The following is a 24,285-nucleotide window of genomic DNA, read 5'->3' on the forward strand; positions in this document are numbered from 1 at the left end:
TTATGAATACATTTGAAAATTAAAGATTATAGTTAGTAATTTTTTAATTCGTCACGATAGGCTTGAACCTGTTCCCTTAAACGAGCTAAATTACTGCTATCAAATGTTGCAGTGATCGCTTTAACCATTTCAATCGCAATCACGTTTTCAACGACAATTGAAGCAGGGACAATTGCTGTCGTATCTGACCTTTCTACGTTTGCTTTCTTAATTTCCTTAGTATTAACATCGGCTGTTTGTAGTGGCTTGTATAGGGTCGGAATCGGCTTCATGGCGGCATTAACAATGATTGGCATTCCATTAGTCATTCCACCTTCAAAGCCACCCAAATGATCACTAGTACGAGTCCAACCGGTGTCTTTATTCCACACAATAGGATCCATCACCTGACTGCCAAAATTTTTAGCACCATTAAATCCAGCACCGATGCTCACACCTTTCATCGCATTAACTCCCATCACTGCGGCAGCTAATTTAGCATCCAATTTGGTATCCCAGCTAACGTAACTTCCTAGTCCAGCTGGAACGTTTTCAACAACTACCCTAATTGTTCCACCAAGTGTGTTTCCATCTCGCTTCGTTTGGTCAATCAGTTGATGGATGGCTTCCACCTCATCCTGATCAATCATTCGTAGATCATTCTTACTAACGGCGGATTCAATCTTATCAACGTTTTTAGTAGGATTAAAATTACTGGAAATAGAGCCCACTTGCTGCACAAAACCAACCAATTTAATATCAAGTTCCCGTAAAAGTTGCTCACAAATATTACCAATAGCAACTCGCATGGCAGTTTCTCGTGCTGAGGAACGTTCCAAAACGTTCCTTAAATCGCGATGGCGATACTTCATCCCACCAACCAAATCGGCATGCCCTGGTCTTGGACGTTCCACTTTTCGTAATGTATTCTCAGGAGTTTCCGGAGAAATCGGATCCATAATTTTGTTCCAGTGAGCGTGGTCTCGGTTTTGAACCACCAATGCAATGGGGCTACCAAGGGTAATACTATGGCGAACTCCTCCAACAATCTCAATTTGATCATGTTCAATTTTTTGCCGATTTCCACGACCGTAACCACCTTGACGACTTGCTAAGGCTGCGTTGATTTCATCAAGATCTAGTTTTAACCCGGCTGGAATTCCAGTTATAATTCCAGTCAATTGTGGTCCGTGTGATTCACCTGCAGTAATAAAGTTCATGTTATTATCCCCTTTTCGATTCCGACTTTTTGGTCTCGTCCATGATGTTTTGATAAATAGCGATCAGGTGCTTTTGTTCTGTTTGATTATTAAACCGCTTTTTAACACGTTCAATCACCTGTAATTCTCGTGTCTGATCCAAAACTAGCAGGTGATGTTGCTCTTTATACTTAGCAACTTGGGAGGTCACTTCAAATCTTTGCATTAATAAGTCCAAAAGTTGGTCATCAATTCCATTAATTTTGTTCCTTAATTCATTTAGTTCACTCATTTTTATTCCTCACCCCGTCTCCTAGTTGAAAATAAAATAACTAATACCAAGATAATTCCTAATGAACCTACCAATAAATCAAATCCAAAGACTAATCGGATACTTTGCTTCGATAGAAATCCCGTAATCAGTGGGATTGTTAGTGAAGCAATACTGCCAAAAAAGTAAAAGATTCCAGTGACCATTCCACGATGATGCGGGTAAAATTCCATAAAGATTGTCAATCCAGTTTGCATCACTCCACCAGCAGCACTGAAACCAAAAACTAACGCACTGATACCAACTATCATTAACGAGTTACTAATAAAAATGACTAGTAAAGCCAGAAAAGCACCAACATTAAGTCCTAACAATAGGAGGCTTTCTTTTACTTCTCGTTTTAGTAGGAGATACAAGATGACCACCCCAATAATCGAGCCAATGCTGTATAACGACATCAAAAATTGCGAATGACCTAAGCTAAAATGCAACACCATGTGGGCATATAAACTAATCCATTGAGTAAATAAGATCATAAGCGCCATTGATGTGTAACCATATCCGATTAATCCGATCGTAGCAATTAGTTTTCGTCCTCTGGTTAACTCTTCAATAACAACTTCATTAGCTTTGGAAGCTACATTTGGTTTTGGAAAATGGGTAGAAATCAAATTAAGAAAGTTAAGAATAAGTAAAACTGCCATGATGACAAAGGACCAACCAAACCAGAACCCGTAACTAGCAAGAAAAGTCACTATCAAAGGTAACGTGAATTCACCAGCTGACATAAAGGCTTTAAGTAAAACCGTCGATTGCCCTGCACCATCATGAATTTCAACTAAAGTAGTGTAAGTCCCAGCATCCAGCGCTGAGTTCGCGATTCCAGCCAATATTGCAAGCCCATAAGCAATGACAATTTGATGGGTAACCACAATGCTAATGGCAAAAATTAGGTAACATATCATTCCAATGTACACAAACATCTTTCGACTCAACCGATCAGCTAGTGCTCCAGCAATGGGATAAGCAATTAAGCGACCAATTCCAATTCCGGAAATCACATAAGAGACCACTGCAACCGTGGTCATCCAGTGGGTTGCCAGTGATAGCACGTTTTGAGCTAAAATGACAAGTGCAAAACCATGAATAAAGTAATTACCGTACAATCCAAGTGTTAGATGCCTTTTTTGACGCTTAGTAAGTTCATTTCCCATGGTTCCCTCCCAAAAACGAATAAATACAAAAAGCCAGCCCAACTAACAATAAAGTTAGTCTAGCTGGCTCTCTTTTATTTAAATTCGTAAAAGAAAAAATTTGAAAGTGATCATCGAATTAGCAATGACTCAGCTAGATTAACATTGAATGTCAACGTATCTAGCTGAGTAGTATTCACTACTAAAGTCTTAGCTCTGCCTAGATACGAACGTCACCGCTCGTATCCAACTCAGGATTCAAACGGTTACATAAACCAAGCAAAGCTATAATAATCAGCATTTAATTCCACTGATTGATGTTGCGTATGTAACCAATCACTTTTCATCATTATTTCTCCTTCTTTTTTGATTGACACGATTTAAACACGAAAAAAATCAGAAGTCAAGTAAATTTTGATTCCCATTTATCTTTCAACATGACCCAATCATTTGCGTCGTAGGCGATACTCCCAATCACAATTTCACCAGGAAGAATTTGACTGCAACTAAATCCAGCACGTCTTGCCACATTGTTACTAGCATCATTATTAACCACAACCTTGATGTGAATTTGACTTAAATGGTAATTATTAAATCCAATTTGACACATCGCCTGAAGTGCCCGATGAACAATTCCATTTCCCGTAAATTGGTTTTCTAGCCAATAGCCGATTTCACCACTATGATTGAACGAATCAATGGTGATAAAACTAATCACCCCACTAATCTGATTGTGATAAACCATCAATAGATTTAAAGACTGACCGTTACGATAATGCACTAAGATTTGGTTCAAAAATTGTTGCTCTTGCTCCACTGATTTCATCGCATTAGCCCACGGAAGCCACTTTGCAAGCGTTGTGCGTGAGCCATCAACTAATCTATACACTTCTTGAGCATCAGAATCATGATTTGGCAATCGTAGAACAATCTCATCATCAACCTGATATGGAAATATCATTTCATCACCTACTTACCCGCTTTTGAAACCGAACCATTCATATCATCGTATTCATAGCGACTCATTTTTCCCTTTTGCATGGCTAATCGCAGTCGATCAACCTCTGCACCATGATCGGCATTCGTAATGTAATTATTTTCACCACGAACGGTGTTATCGTACTTAGCATCCGTTAATTGGCGTTTTAACACTGACTGAGTAAAGTCATAAACCCGACCATAAACAATGTTTCGATAATTAAATTGCTGACCATTAACCTGAAACTTGATGGCACCGTGTGGAACACCGCGTACAAAGGTCATCGAGTCAATCTCATTTTGGGGATAGTGGATGACGGAATCATCACCGCCTTCATCATGAAAAACAAGTAGTTCGTTTTTGGTGATCATCAGAATCGTTCTTTGTCGGCCAATTGCGTTAACCAACAATTCCCTTACTTTTTCTTTGGGTAAATGGTTACTTAAATATTGATCGAACTCAGTTCCAATCACTTTTAGCAGCCCATGAAATTTACCTAACTTGGCATGCATTTTGCTTCACCTTTCCTCTTAGTTAGTTGTAATTATGTTATAACGTTTCTTCACTCATATTTTTGGGTACAATAAAACCAGTTCCATTAAAAAGAATGTTAAGGAGTCAGTAATGAGCATCGAAGAACAAATTTTTACTAACCTGAAACCTGATTTTGCCAAACTGATTAATTTTGGTTTTCAACATGAAAATAATCGCTTTAAATACTCTACTAACATTCCACAAACCAACTTTTCGGTCACCATTACCGTTAAGCAAAACGGAAAGGTAACTGGCAAAATCATCGATGATGATTACCACGCCGAATACACTAACTTTCGAGTTGATAACCCAGAGGGCGGCTTCGCCAGCACCATCAAGCAGAGATACACTGCCATCTTAAAAAACATTGCGCAGCAATGTTTCGACTACGTTCCAGACAACATGGGAACGAAGTGGCTCATCCCCGCCAATCCAAAATACTTTGACTTAGAAAAAGACTTCGCCAAAACCGGTACCATCATGTGGAAACAAACCACTCACATTCATGTTGATGATTTAGTTTACATCTACGTGACGGCACCAGTTGCCGCCATCACGTATAAATGTGTGGCCATCAAGGTGAATCAACCGCACTACTACCACGATGAAAACATCACCATGCACTACGTTATGTTACTTCATTTACTTAGCAGATTTAATCCCAATGAATTTAACGTGGCCGTCCTAAAAAAGCACGGTGTCAAAGCCGTCAGAGGTCCGCGCCACGTTCCTCAATCTTTAAGTCGGATTCTCAAATAACCGCAACATTAATACTGAATATTTTGGTCTGCGACAATTGACTGGTAATTCATCTTTTCAAGCCATTTTGGTAAACTCAGGTTCTCCATAATGTTCATGTCAACGTCTGGAGTCAAAATCGAACCGCCAGGAACCGCATCAACTGGAATCGAAAAGTAGGGTCCAACGGTAATCGCGTTACCAATCTCACCCGGTTTCATCATGACGTGGGCAAAGCCAATCCACGAACTGGCAAACGAAGTGCCCGCATCTTGACCACACTGGGCAATCGAACGCGCGATGGCTTCTCTTCTTCTGGCCAAGAATTCGCCGAGGTCGTCCTCGTTGGGAGTGTTCCAGGTTCCAGCATCCTCAATGAACATGGAGGAATTATGAACGGGATCCTTCGCAATTGAAATGGCAATGGCGGACCAAACGCCGTAACTTTCACCCGGTTTTAGCGGGCGGTCTTCAATTGGTCGTTCGGCAGTGACGCCCTTGTTAGCACAAATAATGAAACTCCCCGGAGCTGGATAGTGCCGACGATTGTCAGCCGTTCCAAAGAATTCTACCAGCGAATCCTGCAGTGGTTTCCCATCGTAAATTGGTAGTTTCGAACCATCCCACTGGGTCACCTTAAACAACGGTTGTGCCCGATCGACTTCTGGATTTCTCAGGAGATCATATCCCAGAATGTGGCCCTGAACGCCCGTAAAGCTGGACGCCGTCATCATGTTAATCTGGCCGATGTAGGCGTTCTTACACTCGGCTCGGTCGTAAGACACGATTCCATCCAAGACGCCATCGTCCGTCTTTTCGCGGGTCCCAGCGTCAACTTTTAGGCCAGTAACATAGCCTGTTCCGAGATTCCCTGGCTCCATGTAACCCCGCGAATATTTTTGATAGGGACTAATCGCAATACGATCAATCCCCTCTTGATTTAAAACTTTGTCAATTTTAGCCATTTTTTGCCTCCTATAAGCGGAAAATTTATTTTGCTTTTGAGACTACGTTCATAATCGCCTAACTCAAAATTACTTGCAAGGAACATCACTTATTAATGCCCAAATGACGGTACTAAAACGATTTTATCTCCCTTTCTTATCAATCAATAAATATTTTATTAAAATTTCCTCATAAAAAGAGTGACACAATGTCAGCATTAGCGTTAAAATAATGTTAAGATTTACACAATAATAGGTGTGTATTGAAAGGAGATCCTAATAATGAAAAAAGTCTTAATACTAGGCGGTGGATTCGCTGGATTAAGGGCTTGCAAGCTTTTAGCTAAGAGTAAAGCCAATCTAGACATTACCTTGGTTAATAAAAATGCTTATCATTATGACTCGACCGGCCTCTACAAGGTCGCATCAGGAGATGAAGCACCAGAACGACTCATGTTTAGAATTACCGACATGATCAATCCTAAGATTCATTTCATAGAGGATGAAGTTATTAAAGTAAATGGTAAAGATAACACGGTCCAAACGAAAAACAACGGAGATTTAAGTTACGACTACCTGTTCAATGCGCTTGGATTTGAACCCGAAACGTTTGGCACCCCGGGTGCGGACGAGTTTGGGCTTCAGATCAGTGACATTGATAACTCAGTCGCTGACTACAAGAAGATTCAAACCACCCTAGATGCCTACGATGAGTTTAAGGATGCTAAGCTCTTGAACATCGTGGTTGTCGGTGGTGGTTTTACTGGCATCGAACTTTTAGGGGATCTCGTGCACATGGTGCCAAAATGGGCCAAAAAGTATGGTTTCAAAAAAGAAGAGTTCAAAATTACCTGTATCGCTCCGGGCTTTTTGCCAATGTTTAACAAAAAACTCGGTGACTACGCGCAACACTTCCTTGAAAAGAAGGGCGTTAAGTTCATCATGGGTGACACGGTGTCAAAGATTACGGCTGATGGTGCTTACTATGGTAAAGATAACAAGTTTATCCCATCTCACTTAGTCTTCTGGACTGCTGGAGTAAAAGGATCTGACGTTATTCCCGATTCACAGTATCCAAACGAGAAACGAAACCGGGTCGCCGTTAACACGAACATGAGCTTAGACGACTTTCCTAACCAGTACATCATTGGTGACGTCTCAGCCGTTAAAGATGACAAGTCCGGTCGGATGTTTCCAACGACTGGTCAGATTTCCATCTACGAAGCGGACGTTGCTGTCAATGATTTCTTAAACAAACTAAATGGTAAACCCGCCATTAAGTTCGACTACAAATCAATGGGAACCGTTTGTTCACTTGGCCCATACAGTGGAATTGCCGAAATTTACATGTTCGGCATGACCTTTAAGTTAAAGGGATGGATTGTCCCAATCTTTAAGAACATGATCTTCAAGAAGAACGGACTTGAACTCGGAAACATTCGGACCATGTTAGAAAGTTAAATTGATTTAAGGAGGAACTATTCACAATGCTTAATTTAGGTTTAAGTGTTTTGCCGCTAGCGCGGATTCAGTTCGCTGAAACCACGATTTTCCATTTCTTCTTCGTCCCAATGTCAATTGGATTGGCATTGATCGTTGCAATCATGGAAACCTTCTATGCGGTGACCAAAAAACCAGTCTATAAGACGATGACGAGATTTTGGAGTAAGATTTTCTTACTTAGTTTCGCGGTCGGAGTTGTAACTGGTTTGATTCAAGAATTCCAGTTCGGGATGAACTGGTCTGATTACTCAAGATTTATGGGTGACATCTTCGGGGCGCCGTTAGCCATTGAAGCTCTGTTGGCCTTCTTCTTGGAATCAACGTTTATCGGGGTTTGGATGTTCACCTGGGACAAATTAAAACCTGCTTGGCACGCCCTGATGATTTGGTTGGTCTTCTTTGGGTCAGCCATTTCAGCACTTTGGATTCTATCAGCCAACAGTTTCATGCAACATCCAGTTGGTTACCGGATTGACCCTAAGACCGGTCACGCTTTAATGACTAGTTTTAGCGCCATCCTGACCAACCAACAACTCTGGTACGAATTTCCCCACGTGATCTTCGGAGCCTGTGTTACCGGTGGCTTCATCGTTGCTGGTGCATCGGCTTGGATGATCTTTAGAAAGAAGTGGCCCGACTTCTTCAGAAAATCAATGCGAATTGGTTTAGTTGTTGGTTTGATTGCTGTCTGCGGTAGCTTCCTTAGTGGAGACCAACAGATGCTTTACTTAAGCCATCAACAACCAATGAAATTCGCCGCTGCTGAAGGTGAATTTGAAAATGTTAAAAGTCCAGCTGCTTGGACGGCCGTTGAATTCGCTCATACTAACGAACACCGTGCTAGTTTCAAGATTGAGATTCCATACATGATGGACATCTTGACCTACCACAAGCTAAGTGGATCGGTTACTGGTATGAATGAAACTAATGCAAAATTACACAAGAAGTGGAATAGTCAGTTTGGCAAAGATATGAACTACTACCCACCAGTAAACACCTTGTTCTACTCATTTAGAATCATGGTATTTGGTGCAATGACACTAGCTTTCTTAGCCATCTGTGGACTGTGGTTCTCAAGGAAAAAGAAGAATACGATTGGGAAGCAGTGGTGGTTGACTCTACTGCTGACGGTTGGAACATTTGGACCGTTCATTATTAACACCTGTGGTTGGCTGGTTACTGAAAGAGGTCGTGACCCATGGGTTGTCTACGGATTACTGCCAATTGCCAAAGCGGTTTCGCCAAGTACGACGGCAGCTTCCGTGCTCTTTACCATTATTATTTACTTCTTCTTATTTGCCACTTTGGGTGTCTTCATGTTTATTTACGCACGAAAATCACTTTACAAGGGGCCTGAAGGTGTCGGCGATCACGAGAGCTACGATACCGAAGATCCATTTTCAAAGGAGGCTTTTGAGAAATGAGTTTATTACAACTTTTATGGTATTTCTTAATCGGATTACTGTTTGCACTGTTCTTAATTCTCGATGGAGCTGATTTTGGGGCCGGAATGTCAACAAGACTTCTGGCTAGTAATTACGACGAAGCAGCTTTGGTACTTCGAACGATTGGACCCCACTGGAGTGGAAACGAAGTCTTCTTGGTTGCCGCTGGTGGTTCAATGTTTGCGGCGATGCCAATGTGGTACGCCTCGTTGTTCTCCGGATTTTATCTCCTGCTGTTCTTTATTCTGGTGGCCTTGATTTTTCGGGGAGTCTCGTTTGAATTCTCAGAAAACGCGGAAACCAAAAAGGGCCGAAACCGATGGATGTGGGCCAACTTCTTCGGAAGTGTCTTCATCCCCTTCCTGTTCGGAATGCTCTTTACCGACATGATTCAAAGTTTGCCAATGGATGGTCAGGGTAACATCTACGTCACCTTCTTCGACGTTGTTAACCCACTTTCAATCCTTGGTGGAATCACGGTAACTGCATTATGTCTCTACCAAGGCCTTCACTACATTTCCTTGCACACGGCGGGCTTAATTCGATACCACGCCTCAGCAATGGCATCCAACCTGTACTGGTTGGCATACCCAGTGGAAATTCTAGTTGTGATTGCTTTATATTTCCAAACCAACTTTTTCGAGACACATTTGGTCTCAACTGTAGTAGTATTAGCATTAATCGTTGCTACAACTATTTGGGGTCAAATTGCTAGTGGTTCTGGTCATGAAGTACAAGCTTATCTTGCAAGTACCAGCACCCTCGCCTTACTAGTAATCCTGATCTTTATTGGTTTATTCCCTAACGTATTGGGTGCCAATGATCCAGTTCACACGATTTCAATCGCAAACGCTTCTTCATCACCATATACGTTAGTTGTAATGACCATCGTGGCATGTATCCTCCTACCGCTCATCGCGATCTACTTTACCTGGAGTTACGTCTCACAATGGCATCGCATTTCGCTTAAAGATATGGAAGATGCCAATTCTGGATATTAAAAATTAAGGATTGATAAAACATGTTTGATAAACAACTTCTATCAATTCCTGGGGTCAAAAAATTAATTGCCAAGCTAAGTATTCTAGCAGTCGTTCAATCGGTCGCTATCATTCTAGAAGCCCTTTTTCTCTCACAGGCAATGGTGCTTACTTGGGAACAAAAAAAGATAGCAGCGTTAACCATACCTGTGCTATCTTTTTTTGTTGCTTTCGCATTAAGATACCTGATCACAAGAATTGAAAATCAAATTACCGATAAATTTGCCAGTCAGGCTAGTAGTCAGTTAAAAGAACAACTCCTACAAAAAGAATTCGAACTAGGACCCGCCATGGTCTCAAACATCGGATCAGGTCACATGGTAACCCTAGCACTTGAAGGGATTGATAAGGTCGAAAACTACCTTAACCTCATCTTGCAGAAGACCATTAACCTGGCAGTCATTCCCTGGATCATCCTTTTGTACTGTTTCTTCGTTAACTGGCTCTCAGCGGTCGTGATGCTACTGGTCTTCCCGGTAATCATCTTGTTCATGATTATTCTAGGACTCGCAGCTCAGGCTAAATCTGACCGACAGTATTCCGGCTTTAAAGAGATGTCCAATAACTTCATCGACAGCATGCGGGGACTTAAGACCCTCAAACTCTTTGGCCTCAGTAAATCCTACGGAGACAACATCTATCGGGTTAGTGAAAATTACCGAAAGAGCACGATGAGCGTGTTAAGAGTCGCTTTACTATCGACGTTTGCCCTCGACTTCTTTACGACCATGTCAATTGCCATCGTGGCCGTCTTATTAGGTGTGAAATTAATTAACGGAACGGTGACCTTGCTTCCAGCCCTAATCATCCTAATTCTCTGCCCGGACTACTTTTTACCGGTCAGAGATTACGGAAATGACTACCATGCCACTTTGGACGGCAAAAATGCCCTGATTGACATTAACAAGATTCTGGATTTACCAAGTCCAACCAGCAAAATTAAACTAACCAACTTTCACAACTGGACTAAGGACAGTACCTTAAAGGTCAGTGACTTAAACTTCAGTTACGACCAAAAGGAGGACAATATCGCTGATGCCAATTTCAATCTGAACGGATTCGTTAACATCGGAATCGTGGGTCGGTCTGGTTCAGGGAAGTCCACGCTTTTAAACCTCCTTGGAGGCTGGCTGTCTCCAACCAACGAAAACGGTCATCTCCCATTCAACGTTGACGGTCAAGCAATTGACAGTCTCGCTCAATCGGAATGGCAGAAGCACATCAGTTACATCCCCCAGGATCCATACATCTTTGCCGGAAGCATTGCCCAAAACGTCGCCTTTTATAAACCCGATGCTAAGGCTTACGCCATTAACTCGGCCATCGAAAAAGCGGGACTATCCAAGTTTGTTGCCAGTCTCCCAGATAAGGCGAACACCAAGATTGGTGAAGGTGGGAGAGGCATTAGTGGTGGTCAGGCCCAACGGATTGCCCTGGCCCGAACCTTGCTTGATACCGATCGAACCATTCTCCTGTTAGATGAACCAACCGCCCATCTGGACATTGAAACCGAATATCAACTAAAACAAACCATGGTTCCGATCTTCAAAAACCACCTCGTCATCTTTGCGACCCACAGACTTCATTGGATGAACGAAATGGACTACATTCTAGTCATGGAAGACGGCAAAATCGTTGAACAAGGAACTCAAACTGAATTATCCAACCAAAACGGAGCCTACAAGCAATTGATTAGTGAGATTCGAGGTGGAAACAATGCGTAAACTACTTAAAAACGATACGTGGATTAAACCATACCTGACCAAGTACAAGGTCCTGTTATTCTGGGTCTTCTTTCTCGGCGTCTTGACCTTTGGGTGTGGGATTGGATTGATGTTCGTTGCCGGCTACTTAATTAGTCGTTCGGCCACTCATCCCTACAACATCCTGATCGTTTACGTCCCGGTCATCTTAACGCGGGCCTTCGGAATTGGCCGACCGGTCTTTAAGTACTTAGAGCGACTAAACAGTCATAACTGGGTCTTAAAGGTAACGTCCGCCCTTCGAAAACGGCTCTACACTACCCTGGAATCATCCGCCCTTTTTTTGAGTGAGAAATTTCAGACCGGTGATTTACTAGGCGTCCTAGCCGACGACATTGACCACCTTGAAAACCTGTACCTGAGAACCATATTTCCAACCCTTGTGGCCTACATCACGGGTATCATCATCATTGTGGCCTTAGGCATCATTAGTTGGCCCTACGCCATCTTCATGTTCGTTGCGTTTACCATCATTTTGTTCTTTGTCCCACTTGCCTCTGAGGCCATGCGGGGGGCTTCTAAGGAATACCAGAAGTCGCTTCTCCACCAGTCTTATGAAAATCTGACGGATTCAACCCTTGGAATCGCGGACTGGATGATTTCTGGACGAGAAAAGGGCTTTCTTAATCATGTCAGAAAAAACGACCCGAAGATTGCCAAGTCTAACGATCAGACCCACTTATTTGAGTGGAATCGTGAATTTCTCATTAAAGTGGTCTTCGCAATCGTCATCATCGGGACCCTGCTTTGGTCTAACCTGTACTTCAAGGGGTCACAGGAACTCGTTAACTACGCGGCCGCCTTCGTCATGGGAATCTTTCCGTTGATGGACGCCTTCGTCCCGGTCTCTCAAGCCTTAGAAGAGTGGCCAATGTACAGTGATTCGGTGGTCCACTTGAATCAACTTTCAGACGAAGAGAGGAAACCGTACGTCTCAGACGAAAAGCTGCCCGCCCCATCTGACTTTAATTCCATTAAACTCGATCACGTGACTTTTCACTACCAAGATGATCCAAGTGACATCATCAAAGACGTCTCGTTTAAGATTGATAAACACCACAAGTTAGCAATCATCGGACCCAGCGGAGTTGGAAAGACGACCCTCTTGCAGCTTTTAACCGGAGCACTTACGCCAACGACTGGACACGTCTTAATCAACAACATCGATGCCTACAAGTTTGAGTCTGACAGCTATAAGTGGTTCAGTGTGCTGGATCAGAGTCCGTTTCTATTTGACACGTCGGTCTTAAACAACGTCCGAATCGGAAACGAAACCGCTACTGACGAAGACGTCAAAAGGGCCATCAAGGCCGTAGGATTGTCTGATTACATTGAATCACTACCAGACGGCTATGAAACGAACGTCAAGGAAAACGGAATCAGATTCTCTGGCGGACAACGGCAACGAATTGCGCTCGCCCGCATCCTCTTGCAGGACAATCCAATTGTCCTACTCGATGAACCCACGGTGGGACTGGACCCGATTACCGAAAATAACCTGATTAACACCATTAGTCGAGTTTTAAAAGACAAAACCATGATTTGGGTTACCCATCACCTTCAAGGCTTAGACGAAATGAATGAGGTCATCTTCCTTGAAAACGGCGTCATCAAGATGGAAGGAAACCCGCAAGCATTGTATAAAAATAACGCCCGTTATCGTAGACTGTACGCAATGGACGTTGGTAAGTAATTATTCGGTTATTTAGAATACTGAAACAATTCCGAAATGATGGTTTTAAGGACAGCGGTACTCTCAGATTGTGGTAACTGCGCAATTAGGTCAAAAGCGTCGTCTAAGTACTGCGTATAAATATGACGTGCCGCTTGCATTCCGCCACTGTCACTCACAATTTTAGCAATTTCTTTTAGATCAGCTTTTTTAAGCTGGTCTTTTTTTAGGATTTTTTTTAACTTCGGACCGTCAGCGGTCTTGAAAGTCTCAATGACGGGCAAGGTATACACGCCCTCACTGGCATCGTGCAGAGTGGGCTTTTCGGTTTCAACGTCTGGCTCAAAGTCTAGGAGGTCGTCTCGAATCTGAAACGCCATCCCAAAATTCAAACCAATCTGCTCAGCAATCTGGACGGTGTTATTGTCAGCCATTGAAAGGATGGCGCCCTCCCCCATTGCCACTTTGAAGAGTTCCGCCGTCTTTCCCTGAATTGAATCAAAGTAGTCCTGTTCACTTCGGTCTAAATCATACTTACTTTCGTCTTGGGCCAACTCGCCAAACAAGACGTCCTTCATGCTTTCAACGTTGTAACGCAAATTATCAAAACTCGGGGCATAGTCCAAAAGCATTTCAAAGTATTTCGTGAACAGGTAATCACCCAGGTAGATGGCTTCGCGCTGGCCAAATTGAGCGTTTAACGTATCTTCTCCCCGTCTTAGGTCCGATTGGTCAATGACGTCATCGTGGACCAAAGAAGCCAAATGAATGACCTCAATTGAAGCAGCGGCCTGGAGGAGTTTCTCTCGCTCAACTGCTTCCGTGCCAAAGTTACCCGCGATTAACAGGAGCGCCGCCCTTAGCATCTTGCCGTTTCCGTTAATTAGTTCTTCGATTCCCCGTTTAAACTCGGCCTCAGGAACCTGAATCTCTTTACTTATGAGTGATTGAACTTGAACCAGTTCAGATTCAATTTCAGGAAATTTATTCCAAATGGTTGTTTTCATGTCTTTTCCTTTTTTATGGTAACCTTACGATATTTTCATGGTACTATAATAACAGCATTATCCTTAATAATAATAACATTAACAATGACTTTCGGAGGCAAAACAATGAAGTGGAAATACTTTTATCAACTAACCGAGATGTACACCACCCCAGTCGACGTCTTAATCCTACTGTTCTGTGCCAGCTTTTCGTACTACTTTTACGGTTCCTTTAACTGGCTGTATGCCATCTGGGCCTTCTTCATCGTGTTCTTGATGCATCTGTTTTTAAACCTACATAACAACCTGGAAGACTACGAACACGCAACCGACGTGACCGACTACAAGCACGCCACCAGTATCATTGGTAAGTACCACCTAAGTACCCGGATGATCTGGAAATGGGTCGTAATAATGGGGATAATTGTCGCCGTCCTTGGACTCACGCTCGCATACCTCACCGGTTGGCCGACGCTAATCATCGGCATCATCGGCTTTGGCCTCGGACTAGCCTACTCGGCGGGTCCAAGACCAGTGGACTCCACCCCATTTTGTGAACTCGCAACCGGAATGCTAATCATGTTTTTTGACCCGCTGGTCTACGTCTATCTAGGAAGCATTCATCGCTTTCACTTTTCATGGGACAGTGTTGTCGACGTCTTCTTGGTCACCATGTTCCTGTTTGTGCTTGCCTACATCACCCAACTCGCCAACAACACCTGTGACCTAAGAGAAGACATCGGAAATCATCGCTACACCCTGGTGTATTACATCGGACCATCAGACGCAATTAAATTATTTACAATTGTTTTCTGGTTGACAATCTTAATCATACCAATTTTATCCTTCTTTGGATACGTCCCAATCATTTCAAATTTAATTATTTTGGCTTATCCGCTGGCCTGGAAGAAAGTTAAAGTTTTTCAAACCAACCAGAACAAGCAAGAAGTCTATCATCAAATCGTTGGTGGGGTAACAATGTTAATGGGGTTGTATATCATTACTTACATGATCGGAACCATCATCAAAATCTTTCTTTAATTCATTTACACTGGAGGTAAATCATGACCTGGAAGTATTTTTATCAACTAACTGAGATTTACACAACACCGCTGGACGTGACCTGGCTCATACTTGCGGCTAGTTTTTCTTATTATTACTACGGCTCGTTTAACTGGCTGTATGCCATCTGTGCCTTCGTGATTGTCATCGCCCTGCACCTCTTTTTAAACATGCAGAACAACCTCGAAGACTACGAACACGCCACCGACAAGACAGACTACAAGCACAGTACGAGCACCATTGGGAGTAATCATCTGAGCCTCACGATGATTCGGCACTGGTTGTACGGTTTTGCCGCTTTCATTATCATCGCCGGTTTGATACTCAGTTACTTTACTGGCTGGCCCACGCTGGTCATTGGTGTGATTGGTTTTCTATTGGGACTGGCGTACTCGGCGGGTCCGAAGCCCTTAGATGCCACCCCATTCTGTGAGTTAGCGGTCGCCACGTTAATTCCGTTCTTTGTCCCACTCATTTATATGTACATGGGAAGCATCCACCGATGGAACTTCACCATTATGAGTGTGCTGGACGCCTTTTTGGTGACGCTATTACCGTTTATCCTCTTCTTCATCATTCAACTCGCAAACGACACGTGTGACCTCGAACAAGACATTGGAAATAACCGTCATACGTTAGTCGACTACATCGGGAAAAAGAACGCCATTAGGGTGTTTGACTGGGTCTACTGGCTCTCAATCATCGTCATTCCAATTCTTTCTTTGGCAGTCGGCATTGTTCCCTACTTTGCCCTACTGACCATTCTAATTTATCCTTACGTTTGGACCAAAGTCAAAGTGTTTAACTTCAATCAAAACAAGGGAGAAATTTATAACGTCATCGTTAAAAACGTTTCACTGATCGTTATGTTATACATTTTGACGTACATGATTGGCACCATCATCATCTACCTATTTAAATAAACCAAAAGCACTTCTTTAAATAAACTAAAAGCACTTCAGAATTTTCTGAAGTGCTTTTTTAGGTTTAAAACTAGTGATGATTACTAACGTACCACGCTAGTTGATTCAGTAATTTATTTTGGTACTCATCATACAGACTTCTCAAGGGATGCAGATGATCCACCTTGACAATCCACGGCTTATCGAAGTTTGTGTAGTGCACAATGACGGGATGATCCAACGCCTCTACTTGAGAACGCTGACCGTCCGTCGTCTCACTTTTGCGGTACTTGCCCTTAATAAGGTTACTTTGCACGTTGTACTTGGAGGGTAATGACTGCCAATCACCGTTAAAAATGGCATTTAAGGCATCCTGGTCCTGAAACCGCAACATTTCCGGATGGTCATTCGCAAGTCCGCGTGCTTTTTGTGAAATACCAGCGCTACGCCATTTCTTGGTATCAATTAGTAACAAGCCGGCGTTAAAGTAGTGGCCAGTTTTCTCACTGACTCCCATTTCACGCAAGCGGTCCAAATAACCCGCATTTTCAACGGCCCCAATTACTTTCCCATTTAAATCAACGTGATAAAGTTCATCAATGTTTCCCACACAAATCATATCAGCGTCAAGATAGAGAATCCTGGGACGGTCAATTTCTTCTGGAATATCAATGCGATAGTAAGTATTGCGTTTGATGATGCTGTTTGGGGCGTCCGTGTTGGCCTTCTGGTAGCGGTCCTCGTGGGGCTTTAAAAATTTCACCGTTCGACAGTTTCTAAAAAGCTTCGGAAGCGTGGCAATTAAGTTCTGATTTTTGGGACTTAAATGATCGTTGACGACAAAAAACTCAAAATCCACGTCCGGATTGTTTAAAAGGATAGAAGTGTAATTAATCGCCAGCGGCAGTGCCATGTTGTTGTCAGTGGTGGACGCAACCGTGAGCGGATGAGCCACTTCAGTTGGTTTTTTCACTAGGCCCAGTCTCCGTTACGAAAGACGGGAACGACCGTCCCATCAGCTTTAACACCGTCGATGTTCATGTCGTCAGAACCCATCATGAAATCAACGTGTTCTTGACTGCTATTTAAGCCAGCCTGGTCTTGTTCTTCCGGACTCATCTCGGTCCCACCAACAACGCTGAATGGATAAGCAGCGCCCAGGGCCATGTGATCACTGGCATTTTCGTCGTACAGGGTGTTATAAAAAATGATCCCCGATTGTGAAATTGGACTAGGATCCGGCACCAGTGAAACTTCGCCGAGCGAACGAACTCCCGGATCGGTGGCAAGGAGGTGGTCAAGTGTCTTTTGCCCTTTCTTGGCAGTAGCCTTTACGACCTGTCCGTCCTTAAAAGTGAACTCCATGTCTTCAATCAAAGTGCCAGAATAGCTTAACGGTTTCGTTGAAGTGACGTGACCGTTAATGCGGCGTTTGTCAGGAGCAGTGAAGACCTCTTCGGTTGGCATGTTGGGCATGAACTTAATGCCGTCAACACTGGTACTGCCAGCCCCGACCCAGACGTGGTGCTTGGGTAATCCAACCTCCATGTCAGTTCGTGGGGAATGGTACTGCAGTGTGTCAAACTGTTCCTCATTTAACCAAGCTGCCTTTTCTTGGAGTTGGTTCTTGTGGTCTTCCCAAGCCTGAATGGGATCGTTGTTATCAACTCGGGCCGTTTTAAAAATTTCCCGCCACAACTTGTCAACCGCTTCGTCCTCTGGTAAATCTGGGAAAACTTGTTTCGCCCATGCGTTATCAGCAGCTCCTACTACCGTCCAAGTCAGGTCATTATTCTGGGTTGCTACGCGGACTGCATTGGTGGCTTTTCCCATGGCAGCAGAGTTTGTAGCAACTCGTTTGGGATCGATTTTGGCAAACGCCGCCGGGTCTTCAGATAGAACCGAAATCCGTGCGGCATGCTTGTCAACGATGTAGTTGGCCTCATCAATCATGTACTGGGGAATGTTTTCCAACCGGTCGTCACTAGCGTGTTCTAAGAACTGCTTAGAAACAAAGGTATCGTCCCACTTCACCATCACATCGGATGCCCCGGCTTTATAGGCTTCTTTCACAATCATGTGGGCCAAGTCCTGGTGATGATCAGAGATATACAGAACGACCGTCTGGCCCGGTTGGACGTTTACTCCGACCTTGACAATCAATTCCGCATACTTTTTTAAATTACGATCTAATTCTTCCTTCTTCATGTAATCATCCCTTCTTCTCTCGTTGCATCCATTCTATTGATTTTTATTTTCAATTACAATTAATAAGTGTAACGCTTTGCAATCAAAATTTAACTTACGGAATGTAAGTCCGAAGCCACGGCTTTTCAACTTATCTGACTTCACAATTTCTCAGAAAGGGACTGGAGCAAGCGCGTGATACCGTGCTAAAATGGATGATATTACTTAACGAAACGGGAGGGATCGACGTGTCAAAAGCTGCCAAACGAGCAATTTTCATCCTGATTATTGCGAACTTTATCATTTGTTTAGGGATGAGTCTGGTAATTCCAGTCGAACCCTTCATTAAAAACGAATATCATCTAACCACCGCTCAGATGGGAACCATGACTTCACTATACGCCTTAGCTCAGTTCATCGGATCGCCGTTTGTGGGCCGGATTTCAGACAAGATTGGACGAGCACCAATTCTGGCTGGAGGTCTAATCCTTTATTCCGTCTCGGAAATGATGTTTGCGGCCTCTAACACGCTGCTGTTATTCGATATTTCCCGACTAATTGGTGGAATTTCGGCCGCAATGGTGGTGCCAACGTCCATGGCAATGGCCGCTGACCTGTCATCTTCAGAACAACGGGCCAAGGTCATCGGCCTACTATCGGCCGCTTTTAGTGGTGGTTTAATCATCGGTCCCGGGATTGGTGGTGCCCTTGCCAAGTTTGGGTACAAGACGCCGTTCTGGTTTGCGGGCGTCCTTGGCATCATCGCTGTCATCTTCTTTGTCGTAGGACTTCCCAAGCACATCAAACAGACCAACCAAAAAAATCCCGTCATGGAGGAAGTCCACATCACCGAAAAGGGCTTGAAATCCATCCTAAACGGGGCCATGATTGCCCTTTTTGCCATGATTTTAATCTCATCATTTGGCCTGCAGGGCTTTGAAAGTATCTACACGATCTACGTGAACCAGGTCTTTCACTTTACCCTTGATAACATTGCCGTCGTCCTAATCATCAACGGGATGATTTCTCTGGTCCTTCAGGTCGTCTTCTTCGACCGCTTAGTCCGAATGCGCGGTGAACTAGGGCTGATTCGTGACTGTTTCATCCTCAGTTCCATCTGCATCGTCTGGATTCTGTTTGCTCACAGCAAAATTGAAGTTATCATTGCCACTCTAGTCGTCTTCTGTGCCTTCGACGTCTTGCGACCAGCCATCACCACGCTTTTAACCCGCTTTGGCAAAAACAATCAGGGGTTAATCAACGGCTTAAACATGTCACTAACCAGTGTTGGTAACATCATCGGACCCATCTTTTCCGGGGTTCTAATGGACATTAACCCGCACTATCCCTACACGATTGTCGCCATTATTTTGCTGTTTTCGGCGTTCATAACATTTGTAGTTCGTTACGAAATGCGTCACACTAAGGGCGTTAAAAGTGATGAATAGAAACGGAGGAATTGCATATGGCAAAAAAAGTACTAATCTTAGGTGCCGCGGGACAAATTCCTAGCATCGTAATTCAAAAATTACTAAAGGACACCGACGTTGATATGACCCTACTAGCTCGTAACGCTAAAAGTCGGTTAACTGTCAGTGACCCCAAACGAGAAACTGTCGTTGACGGTGACATCAATGATGATGAAACCTTGACAAGCGTCATGAAGGGCCAAGACATCGTCTTTTCGGATGTCCCTCACGCTGAGGCAATGAGTTCCATTATCAAGGCCATGGATCAGACAGATGTTAAACGATTAATCGTCGCTGGTCTCCTGGACGTTGACGATACGGTCGTTGGGCCATTTAAGAAATGGAACAACGAGATGATTGGCAGTACCTACGCCGATCCCAAGAAAGCCTATAAGGAACTGCTTGATTCCGACATTGACTACACCTACTTGAAGATGACTTGGCTTTATAACGACAAGAACAACGAAAAATACGAAGTTATCCCCGCTGGTAAACCGTTTAAGGGTGCGCAAGTCACCCGGGAAGCCATTGCCAAGTTAATCGTCAGCATCATCGAAGACCCAAGTAAATACCAACGTGAAGACATTGGCGTGGTTGAACCTGGTACTGAGGATCTTTCCAAACCTTCATTTTATTAAAAGTTAAACAATATAAATACCTTTAGATGGATTTTATCAATCCAATCTAAAGGTATTTTTCGTTATTTATAAAAAATATTAATCAAAAACTTTTTCTCTGAAAAATTATGTACCCTAACACTAAAAATGTGAGTGACCATCCCAATGTTCCAATCACTAATTGACCATTGCTCAAAAGAGTTGTTAAATGATAAGTTCCGTAGTTATAGTATTGATTAGTCAAGTTCAGCATATTAAAGGGATTCCATTTTAATATATTAGAAAATGAATCACTTTTATCTACTAAATTGCCTGAGACGAATTGACCAATCAAAACGATGAGAATATTAGTTGTAATAACTACCGCATTTGAATTAATAATGCACGATGCAATAAATACCAAACTAATTATCAATAAAGATGCAACCAAATCCACTAAATTAAAAATAATCATATTTATAATTAACGGACTGTGATATTGATATAAATCTAACCAATTTATCGACAAAGAAGTTAACTGAACTAACTGGAAAATAAAAAAGCAAATTATTGAAAATAAATGTAATATTATCGCATAACTACATGCAATCAGTACTTTAGCAAAATAAACGTCAGCTTTTTGCGGAGCTTTATAAAGGATCGTTAAAATCGCATTATTCTGATATTCCATCGTAAAAAGTGTCGAACAAACTATGATTAACACTAAGGGAATAATCTGATTAGAATCGTCATTTGTCATAGCTAACAAATTATTTTGTTGATTACCAGAAGCCATCTTAACAATGAGCATATAAACGGGAATTATAAATGGTGTAATATAAACAATTTTTCGATGAATACTTTTATAAAATTCCTGATGTAAACAACGTAGCATAACTAGATCCCCTCCATTTTAAATTCGTTGATGCTTAAAAATAAAATACCCAACAACAAAAAATCCTAGTCCATAAATAAGCGTGCCTATTATTAACTGAACATTACTTAAATTTGAAAATAGGAAGTACTTTTTATTAGATAATTGATTAATTACATAAATCATATTCAACGGATTCCATTTTATAAAATTGACTGAAGTCGGGATGCTTTTCATGATGGCGGTTGAGATATTCGATCCTAAAAACACGATTAATAGTCCCATTGCAATTACAAACGATTCATTTTGAGTTAAACAAATAAGAAGAAAAGTAAGTGCAATCACAAAAATCATATACAATAGATAACCAATGACATTCAATAAGAGGGAAATTAAAACAGTATGTTGATCATTAACAAGCGAAAACCAGGAAAATTCTTGATTAGCTAAAAAGAATGTAAATATCAAAGTCACAAAGGAACCAAGTCCTAATAAAGTTATTCCATAAAATATCACAATCATAAACTTAGATAAATAAATCTTGAATTTATTAGATGTTTTATAAAACAGAGTACTAATAGTATGATTACGGTATTCAATGGCAATAAAATCAGACGCAATCGCAATTAAAATCACGATGGACCATTGGCCCATACCGAAGCCTTGTGTAACCACTAAATTGTCATTATTTCTCGTTATGGCACTGTAAAGCATTAAAACAAACAAAATCGCAATTCCATATAAGGGTAATCTTTGGTGAACAAATTTATAAAATTCATGTCGTAAACTGGCAATCATTCTATTGAACCCCCTCTTTCTCCAGAATTTGGACTACAATCTTTTCCAAATTACCATTATCAGGAGTCAACTCTTCAAGATAAATACTATTATCAGCCAGAATTTCTTGAATTTTATCCAAATTGCTTCGATTAATTACATAAAAATCACTTTCATCAATAAAATCAACTTTGAATTTCTTTAAGATATCTTTTGTCTTATTCATATTTCGTGTAATTAATCGGTATTTTTGATCATTAGTTTCAAAAATTTCTTGTAATGACTTACTTAAAATTATTTTGCCATTTTTTAAAATTAAAATATCCGTCATGACTTTCTGTAATTCTGATAATATATGACTAGAAATTAAAAAGGCAGTCCCATTTTGGGCATATTCCCTAATGATCTTTCTAACACTAATGGTAGCTTCAATATCTAAACCGTTCATTGGCTCATCCAAAATAACTAAATCAGGCTTATTTAATAAAGCAATTGCAATCCCCAATTTTTGTTTCATTCCAATAGAATAATTTTTAGATTTTTGGTCAATGTATGAATTCATCTGTAATAACGAAACAATATGATACATATCTGTTGAATCTTTACTATATAGTTTAAGGTTCTCCATCCCTGTTAAAAATGGATAAATAGCTGGATTTTCAACCAACGCTCCCACTTTTTTCAGTGCAATATGGTTAGTAGTGGTGACACTTTGACCATTTAAGGAAACTGACCCCTTAAACTTTAGAAGACCTAAAATTGTTTTCATAATCGTACTTTTACCGGCTCCATTAGGACCGATTAAACCTACAATTTCACCAGATTTAACTTCAAATGAAACATTTTTCAAAACATGATTTTTCCCAAAAGAAACACTAATATCTTTTACTGAAAGCATACCAATTCCTCTCTATAAACTTAACTATGGAACATTTCTGAGACAGTAAACACAAATCCAGATACTAAAATCAAAATTAAAACAATCCACCAATATCTAGCTAAGAATTCCCACACATTATTAATCGGATGATATCTTTCGTTAACGTTTTGAGGAGAATTGTATCCATTTTGATTAGATGAATTTTTATCTGGTTTATTACCAAATAACAACACCTCTACTGGAATTTGAAAAATTTTGGCAATTTTCTCAATTGTATTTAAATTTGGAGTAGTTTCACCAAGTTCCCATTTCGAAACTGTTTGACGGGTCACATATAAATCATTTGCCAACTCTTCTTGAGAAATTCCCTTTTCTTTTCGTAATTTTTGTAATTGCTGAGCAAAAATAATTTTCATTTATGTACTCCTTTAAGTTTTATTAATTTAAATATAACGTAGACAGAAAAATAATAAAGCACTCCTTTATAAGGAATAGCACTTCTAAGGTGGAATTATGTTAATTAATGTTTGCATAGTTAGGTGCATAAATGTTCCCAAATCACACACTATCAACGTGCAGTTAGCTGCTTTTTATTTACACCATTCCCTACAAACTACGTTATAATTGACCACGTAATAGCTTTAAATAAAGGGAGCGTTTTATATGTTTAATGAAAAAGAAAAAGGTTTTGATGGATGGGCCTTAATTGCGGGAATTATCTTTGTTGCCGCTGGACTCTTTGTCTTCATCAAGCCATTTGCCACACTGCAGGCACTAGCCGTTATTTTAGGAATCGTGGCACTCTGCATTGGCCTGTATCACTTGGTGCTTCATCATCAACTGCAAAAGAACTTTGATGTTTCGGGATATTTGATTATCATTAATGGAATTATCGATATCATCATTGGTCTGATCCTGTTATTCAGCCGCTCATTTGGCTTCTACCTCATCGCCATCGCCTTTGCGATCTGGTTCATCGTTGACTCTGGTCTAAGCATCTACTCGGCAACCAAAGCACAACAGAAATCAGCCAAACGTTACTACTGGTTAATCGTAACGGCCGGTATTATCGGAATCATCATTGGAATTATCCTTTTGTTTACCCCATACCTTTCAAACGCCGTTGTTATTATCTTCATTGGCATCTACTTCATAGTTGAAGGAATTAAGTTGTTGGTAATGGCATTTTAGCTAAAAGAGTCAAACCAAAAATGACCTCACGTACTCAAATACGTGAGGTCATTTTACTTTGTCAATTTTATTTAAATTAATGAATTTCCCAAAAATAGCAT

At 41.5% G+C, this 24,285-nt stretch carries 24 protein-coding genes; 11 read left to right on the forward strand and 13 right to left on the reverse strand.

Going from position 1 to position 24,285, the window contains the following annotated elements; translation table 11 throughout:
- Positions 1–32 precede the first annotated feature (32 nt).
- The 5 genes from aroC to hdcB all read right to left on the reverse strand — a co-directional run bounded on the left by aroC (position 33) and on the right by hdcB (position 4,133).
- A complete protein-coding gene (gene aroC / locus AC6UD6_RS01880) occupies positions 33–1,199 on the reverse strand; it encodes a chorismate synthase (protein WP_500695472.1) in 1,167 nt (388 codons plus the stop codon).
- A gap of 4 nt (positions 1,200–1,203) precedes the next feature.
- Positions 1,204–1,470, reverse strand: coding sequence for a chorismate mutase (locus tag AC6UD6_RS01885; RefSeq protein ID WP_500695473.1), 267 nt, complete (start codon positions 1,468–1,470; stop codon positions 1,204–1,206).
- Between the two features lie 2 nt (positions 1,471–1,472).
- Positions 1,473–2,663 carry an MFS transporter gene (locus AC6UD6_RS01890; protein ID WP_500695474.1) on the reverse strand — a complete coding sequence of 397 codons (1,191 nt, stop codon included), beginning with the start codon at positions 2,661–2,663 and terminating at the stop codon, positions 1,473–1,475.
- A gap of 382 nt (positions 2,664–3,045) precedes the next feature.
- Positions 3,046–3,603, reverse strand: a complete 558-nt coding sequence (locus tag AC6UD6_RS01895; RefSeq protein WP_500695475.1) for a GNAT family N-acetyltransferase — start codon at positions 3,601–3,603, stop codon at positions 3,046–3,048.
- 8 nt (positions 3,604–3,611) lie between these two features.
- Entirely contained in the window at positions 3,612–4,133 is a 522-nt protein-coding gene (gene hdcB, locus AC6UD6_RS01900; protein ID WP_500695476.1) for a histidine decarboxylase maturation protein HdcB, read from the reverse strand.
- A gap of 112 nt (positions 4,134–4,245) precedes the next feature.
- Here hdcB and AC6UD6_RS01905 point away from each other — a divergent pair, with 112 nt between their 5' ends.
- Entirely contained in the window at positions 4,246–4,914 is a 669-nt protein-coding gene (locus tag AC6UD6_RS01905) for an MmcQ protein (RefSeq protein WP_500695477.1), read from the forward strand.
- 8 nt (positions 4,915–4,922) lie between these two features.
- Here AC6UD6_RS01905 and hdcA read toward each other — a convergent pair whose 3' ends face one another.
- On the reverse strand, positions 4,923–5,858 hold the full coding sequence (gene hdcA / locus AC6UD6_RS01910) for a histidine decarboxylase, pyruvoyl type (protein WP_500695478.1): 936 nt from the start codon (positions 5,856–5,858) through the stop codon (positions 4,923–4,925).
- Positions 5,859–6,119: 261 nt separating this feature from the next.
- Here hdcA and AC6UD6_RS01915 point away from each other — a divergent pair, with 261 nt between their 5' ends.
- From AC6UD6_RS01915 to cydC, 5 genes are read left to right on the forward strand one after another with little or no spacing between them, the layout of a single operon-like run.
- Positions 6,120–7,298 carry an NAD(P)/FAD-dependent oxidoreductase gene (locus AC6UD6_RS01915; RefSeq protein ID WP_500693276.1) on the forward strand — a complete coding sequence of 393 codons (1,179 nt, stop codon included), beginning with the start codon at positions 6,120–6,122 and terminating at the stop codon, positions 7,296–7,298.
- Between the two features lie 26 nt (positions 7,299–7,324).
- Positions 7,325–8,764 (forward strand): cytochrome ubiquinol oxidase subunit I, encoded by a 1,440-nt coding sequence (locus AC6UD6_RS01920; RefSeq protein WP_500693275.1) that lies wholly within the window; start codon positions 7,325–7,327, stop codon positions 8,762–8,764.
- Complete coding sequence (cydB, locus tag AC6UD6_RS01925) at positions 8,761–9,786, forward strand: cytochrome d ubiquinol oxidase subunit II (RefSeq protein ID WP_500693274.1); 1,026 nt, start codon at positions 8,761–8,763, stop codon at positions 9,784–9,786. Before AC6UD6_RS01920 ends, cydB begins: the two co-directional genes overlap by 4 nt.
- 20 nt (positions 9,787–9,806) lie before the next feature.
- The gene (gene cydD, locus AC6UD6_RS01930) at positions 9,807–11,549 is read left to right on the forward strand and encodes a thiol reductant ABC exporter subunit CydD (protein ID WP_500695479.1); all 1,743 of its coding nucleotides are present in this window, start codon (positions 9,807–9,809) and stop codon (positions 11,547–11,549) included.
- Positions 11,542–13,281, forward strand: a complete 1,740-nt coding sequence (cydC, locus tag AC6UD6_RS01935) for a thiol reductant ABC exporter subunit CydC (RefSeq protein WP_500695480.1) — start codon at positions 11,542–11,544, stop codon at positions 13,279–13,281. The genes cydD and cydC overlap by 8 nt, the downstream gene beginning before the upstream one ends.
- Positions 13,282–13,289: 8 nt before the next feature.
- On the opposite strand, the gene AC6UD6_RS01940 is transcribed toward cydC, so the two are convergent.
- Positions 13,290–14,267, reverse strand: coding sequence for a polyprenyl synthetase family protein (locus AC6UD6_RS01940; RefSeq protein ID WP_500695481.1), 978 nt, complete (start codon positions 14,265–14,267; stop codon positions 13,290–13,292).
- A 105-nt stretch (positions 14,268–14,372) separates the two neighbouring features.
- Here AC6UD6_RS01940 and AC6UD6_RS01945 point away from each other — a divergent pair, with 105 nt between their 5' ends.
- Together AC6UD6_RS01945 and AC6UD6_RS01950 are read left to right on the forward strand one after the other, a co-directional pair.
- Positions 14,373–15,287: a prenyltransferase gene (locus AC6UD6_RS01945; RefSeq protein ID WP_500695482.1), complete on the forward strand. Its 915-nt coding sequence runs from the start codon at positions 14,373–14,375 to the stop codon at positions 15,285–15,287.
- Between the two features lie 23 nt (positions 15,288–15,310).
- Positions 15,311–16,231: a prenyltransferase gene (locus tag AC6UD6_RS01950; RefSeq protein WP_500695483.1), complete on the forward strand. Its 921-nt coding sequence runs from the start codon at positions 15,311–15,313 to the stop codon at positions 16,229–16,231.
- A 70-nt stretch (positions 16,232–16,301) separates the two neighbouring features.
- Here the strand turns inward: AC6UD6_RS01950 and AC6UD6_RS01955 are convergent, their stop codons facing one another.
- Together AC6UD6_RS01955 and AC6UD6_RS01960 are read right to left on the reverse strand one after the other, a co-directional pair.
- Positions 16,302–17,183: a glycosyltransferase family 8 protein gene (locus tag AC6UD6_RS01955; RefSeq protein WP_500695484.1), complete on the reverse strand. Its 882-nt coding sequence runs from the start codon at positions 17,181–17,183 to the stop codon at positions 16,302–16,304.
- Entirely contained in the window at positions 17,183–18,418 is a 1,236-nt protein-coding gene (locus AC6UD6_RS01960) for an aminopeptidase (RefSeq protein ID WP_500695485.1), read from the reverse strand. Before AC6UD6_RS01960 ends, AC6UD6_RS01955 begins: the two co-directional genes overlap by 1 nt.
- A 227-nt stretch (positions 18,419–18,645) precedes the next feature.
- Between AC6UD6_RS01960 and AC6UD6_RS01965 the strand changes: the two genes are divergently transcribed.
- Both AC6UD6_RS01965 and AC6UD6_RS01970 read left to right on the forward strand, forming a co-directional pair.
- The gene (locus tag AC6UD6_RS01965; protein ID WP_500695486.1) at positions 18,646–19,845 is read left to right on the forward strand and encodes an MFS transporter; all 1,200 of its coding nucleotides are present in this window, start codon (positions 18,646–18,648) and stop codon (positions 19,843–19,845) included.
- A gap of 17 nt (positions 19,846–19,862) precedes the next feature.
- Positions 19,863–20,504, forward strand: a complete 642-nt coding sequence (locus AC6UD6_RS01970) for an NAD(P)H-binding protein (protein WP_500695487.1) — start codon at positions 19,863–19,865, stop codon at positions 20,502–20,504.
- A gap of 82 nt (positions 20,505–20,586) precedes the next feature.
- Here AC6UD6_RS01970 and AC6UD6_RS01975 read toward each other — a convergent pair whose 3' ends face one another.
- The 4 genes from AC6UD6_RS01975 to AC6UD6_RS01990 are packed head-to-tail and all read right to left on the reverse strand — an operon-like array spanning position 20,587 to position 23,409.
- Positions 20,587–21,357 carry an ABC transporter permease gene (locus AC6UD6_RS01975; protein WP_500695488.1) on the reverse strand — a complete coding sequence of 257 codons (771 nt, stop codon included), beginning with the start codon at positions 21,355–21,357 and terminating at the stop codon, positions 20,587–20,589.
- A gap of 18 nt (positions 21,358–21,375) precedes the next feature.
- On the reverse strand, positions 21,376–22,134 hold the full coding sequence (locus tag AC6UD6_RS01980) for an ABC transporter permease (RefSeq protein ID WP_500695489.1): 759 nt from the start codon (positions 22,132–22,134) through the stop codon (positions 21,376–21,378).
- Between the two features lies 1 nt (position 22,135).
- Positions 22,136–23,011: an ABC transporter ATP-binding protein gene (locus tag AC6UD6_RS01985; RefSeq protein WP_500695490.1), complete on the reverse strand. Its 876-nt coding sequence runs from the start codon at positions 23,009–23,011 to the stop codon at positions 22,136–22,138.
- Between the two features lie 20 nt (positions 23,012–23,031).
- The gene (locus AC6UD6_RS01990; protein WP_500695491.1) at positions 23,032–23,409 is read right to left on the reverse strand and encodes a helix-turn-helix transcriptional regulator; all 378 of its coding nucleotides are present in this window, start codon (positions 23,407–23,409) and stop codon (positions 23,032–23,034) included.
- 247 nt (positions 23,410–23,656) lie between these two features.
- Here AC6UD6_RS01990 and AC6UD6_RS01995 point away from each other — a divergent pair, with 247 nt between their 5' ends.
- Positions 23,657–24,184, forward strand: a complete 528-nt coding sequence (locus AC6UD6_RS01995; RefSeq protein WP_500695492.1) for a DUF308 domain-containing protein — start codon at positions 23,657–23,659, stop codon at positions 24,182–24,184.
- Positions 24,185–24,285 lie beyond the last annotated feature (101 nt).

This window comes from Fructilactobacillus sp. X8R2C1 (assembly GCF_059900955.1).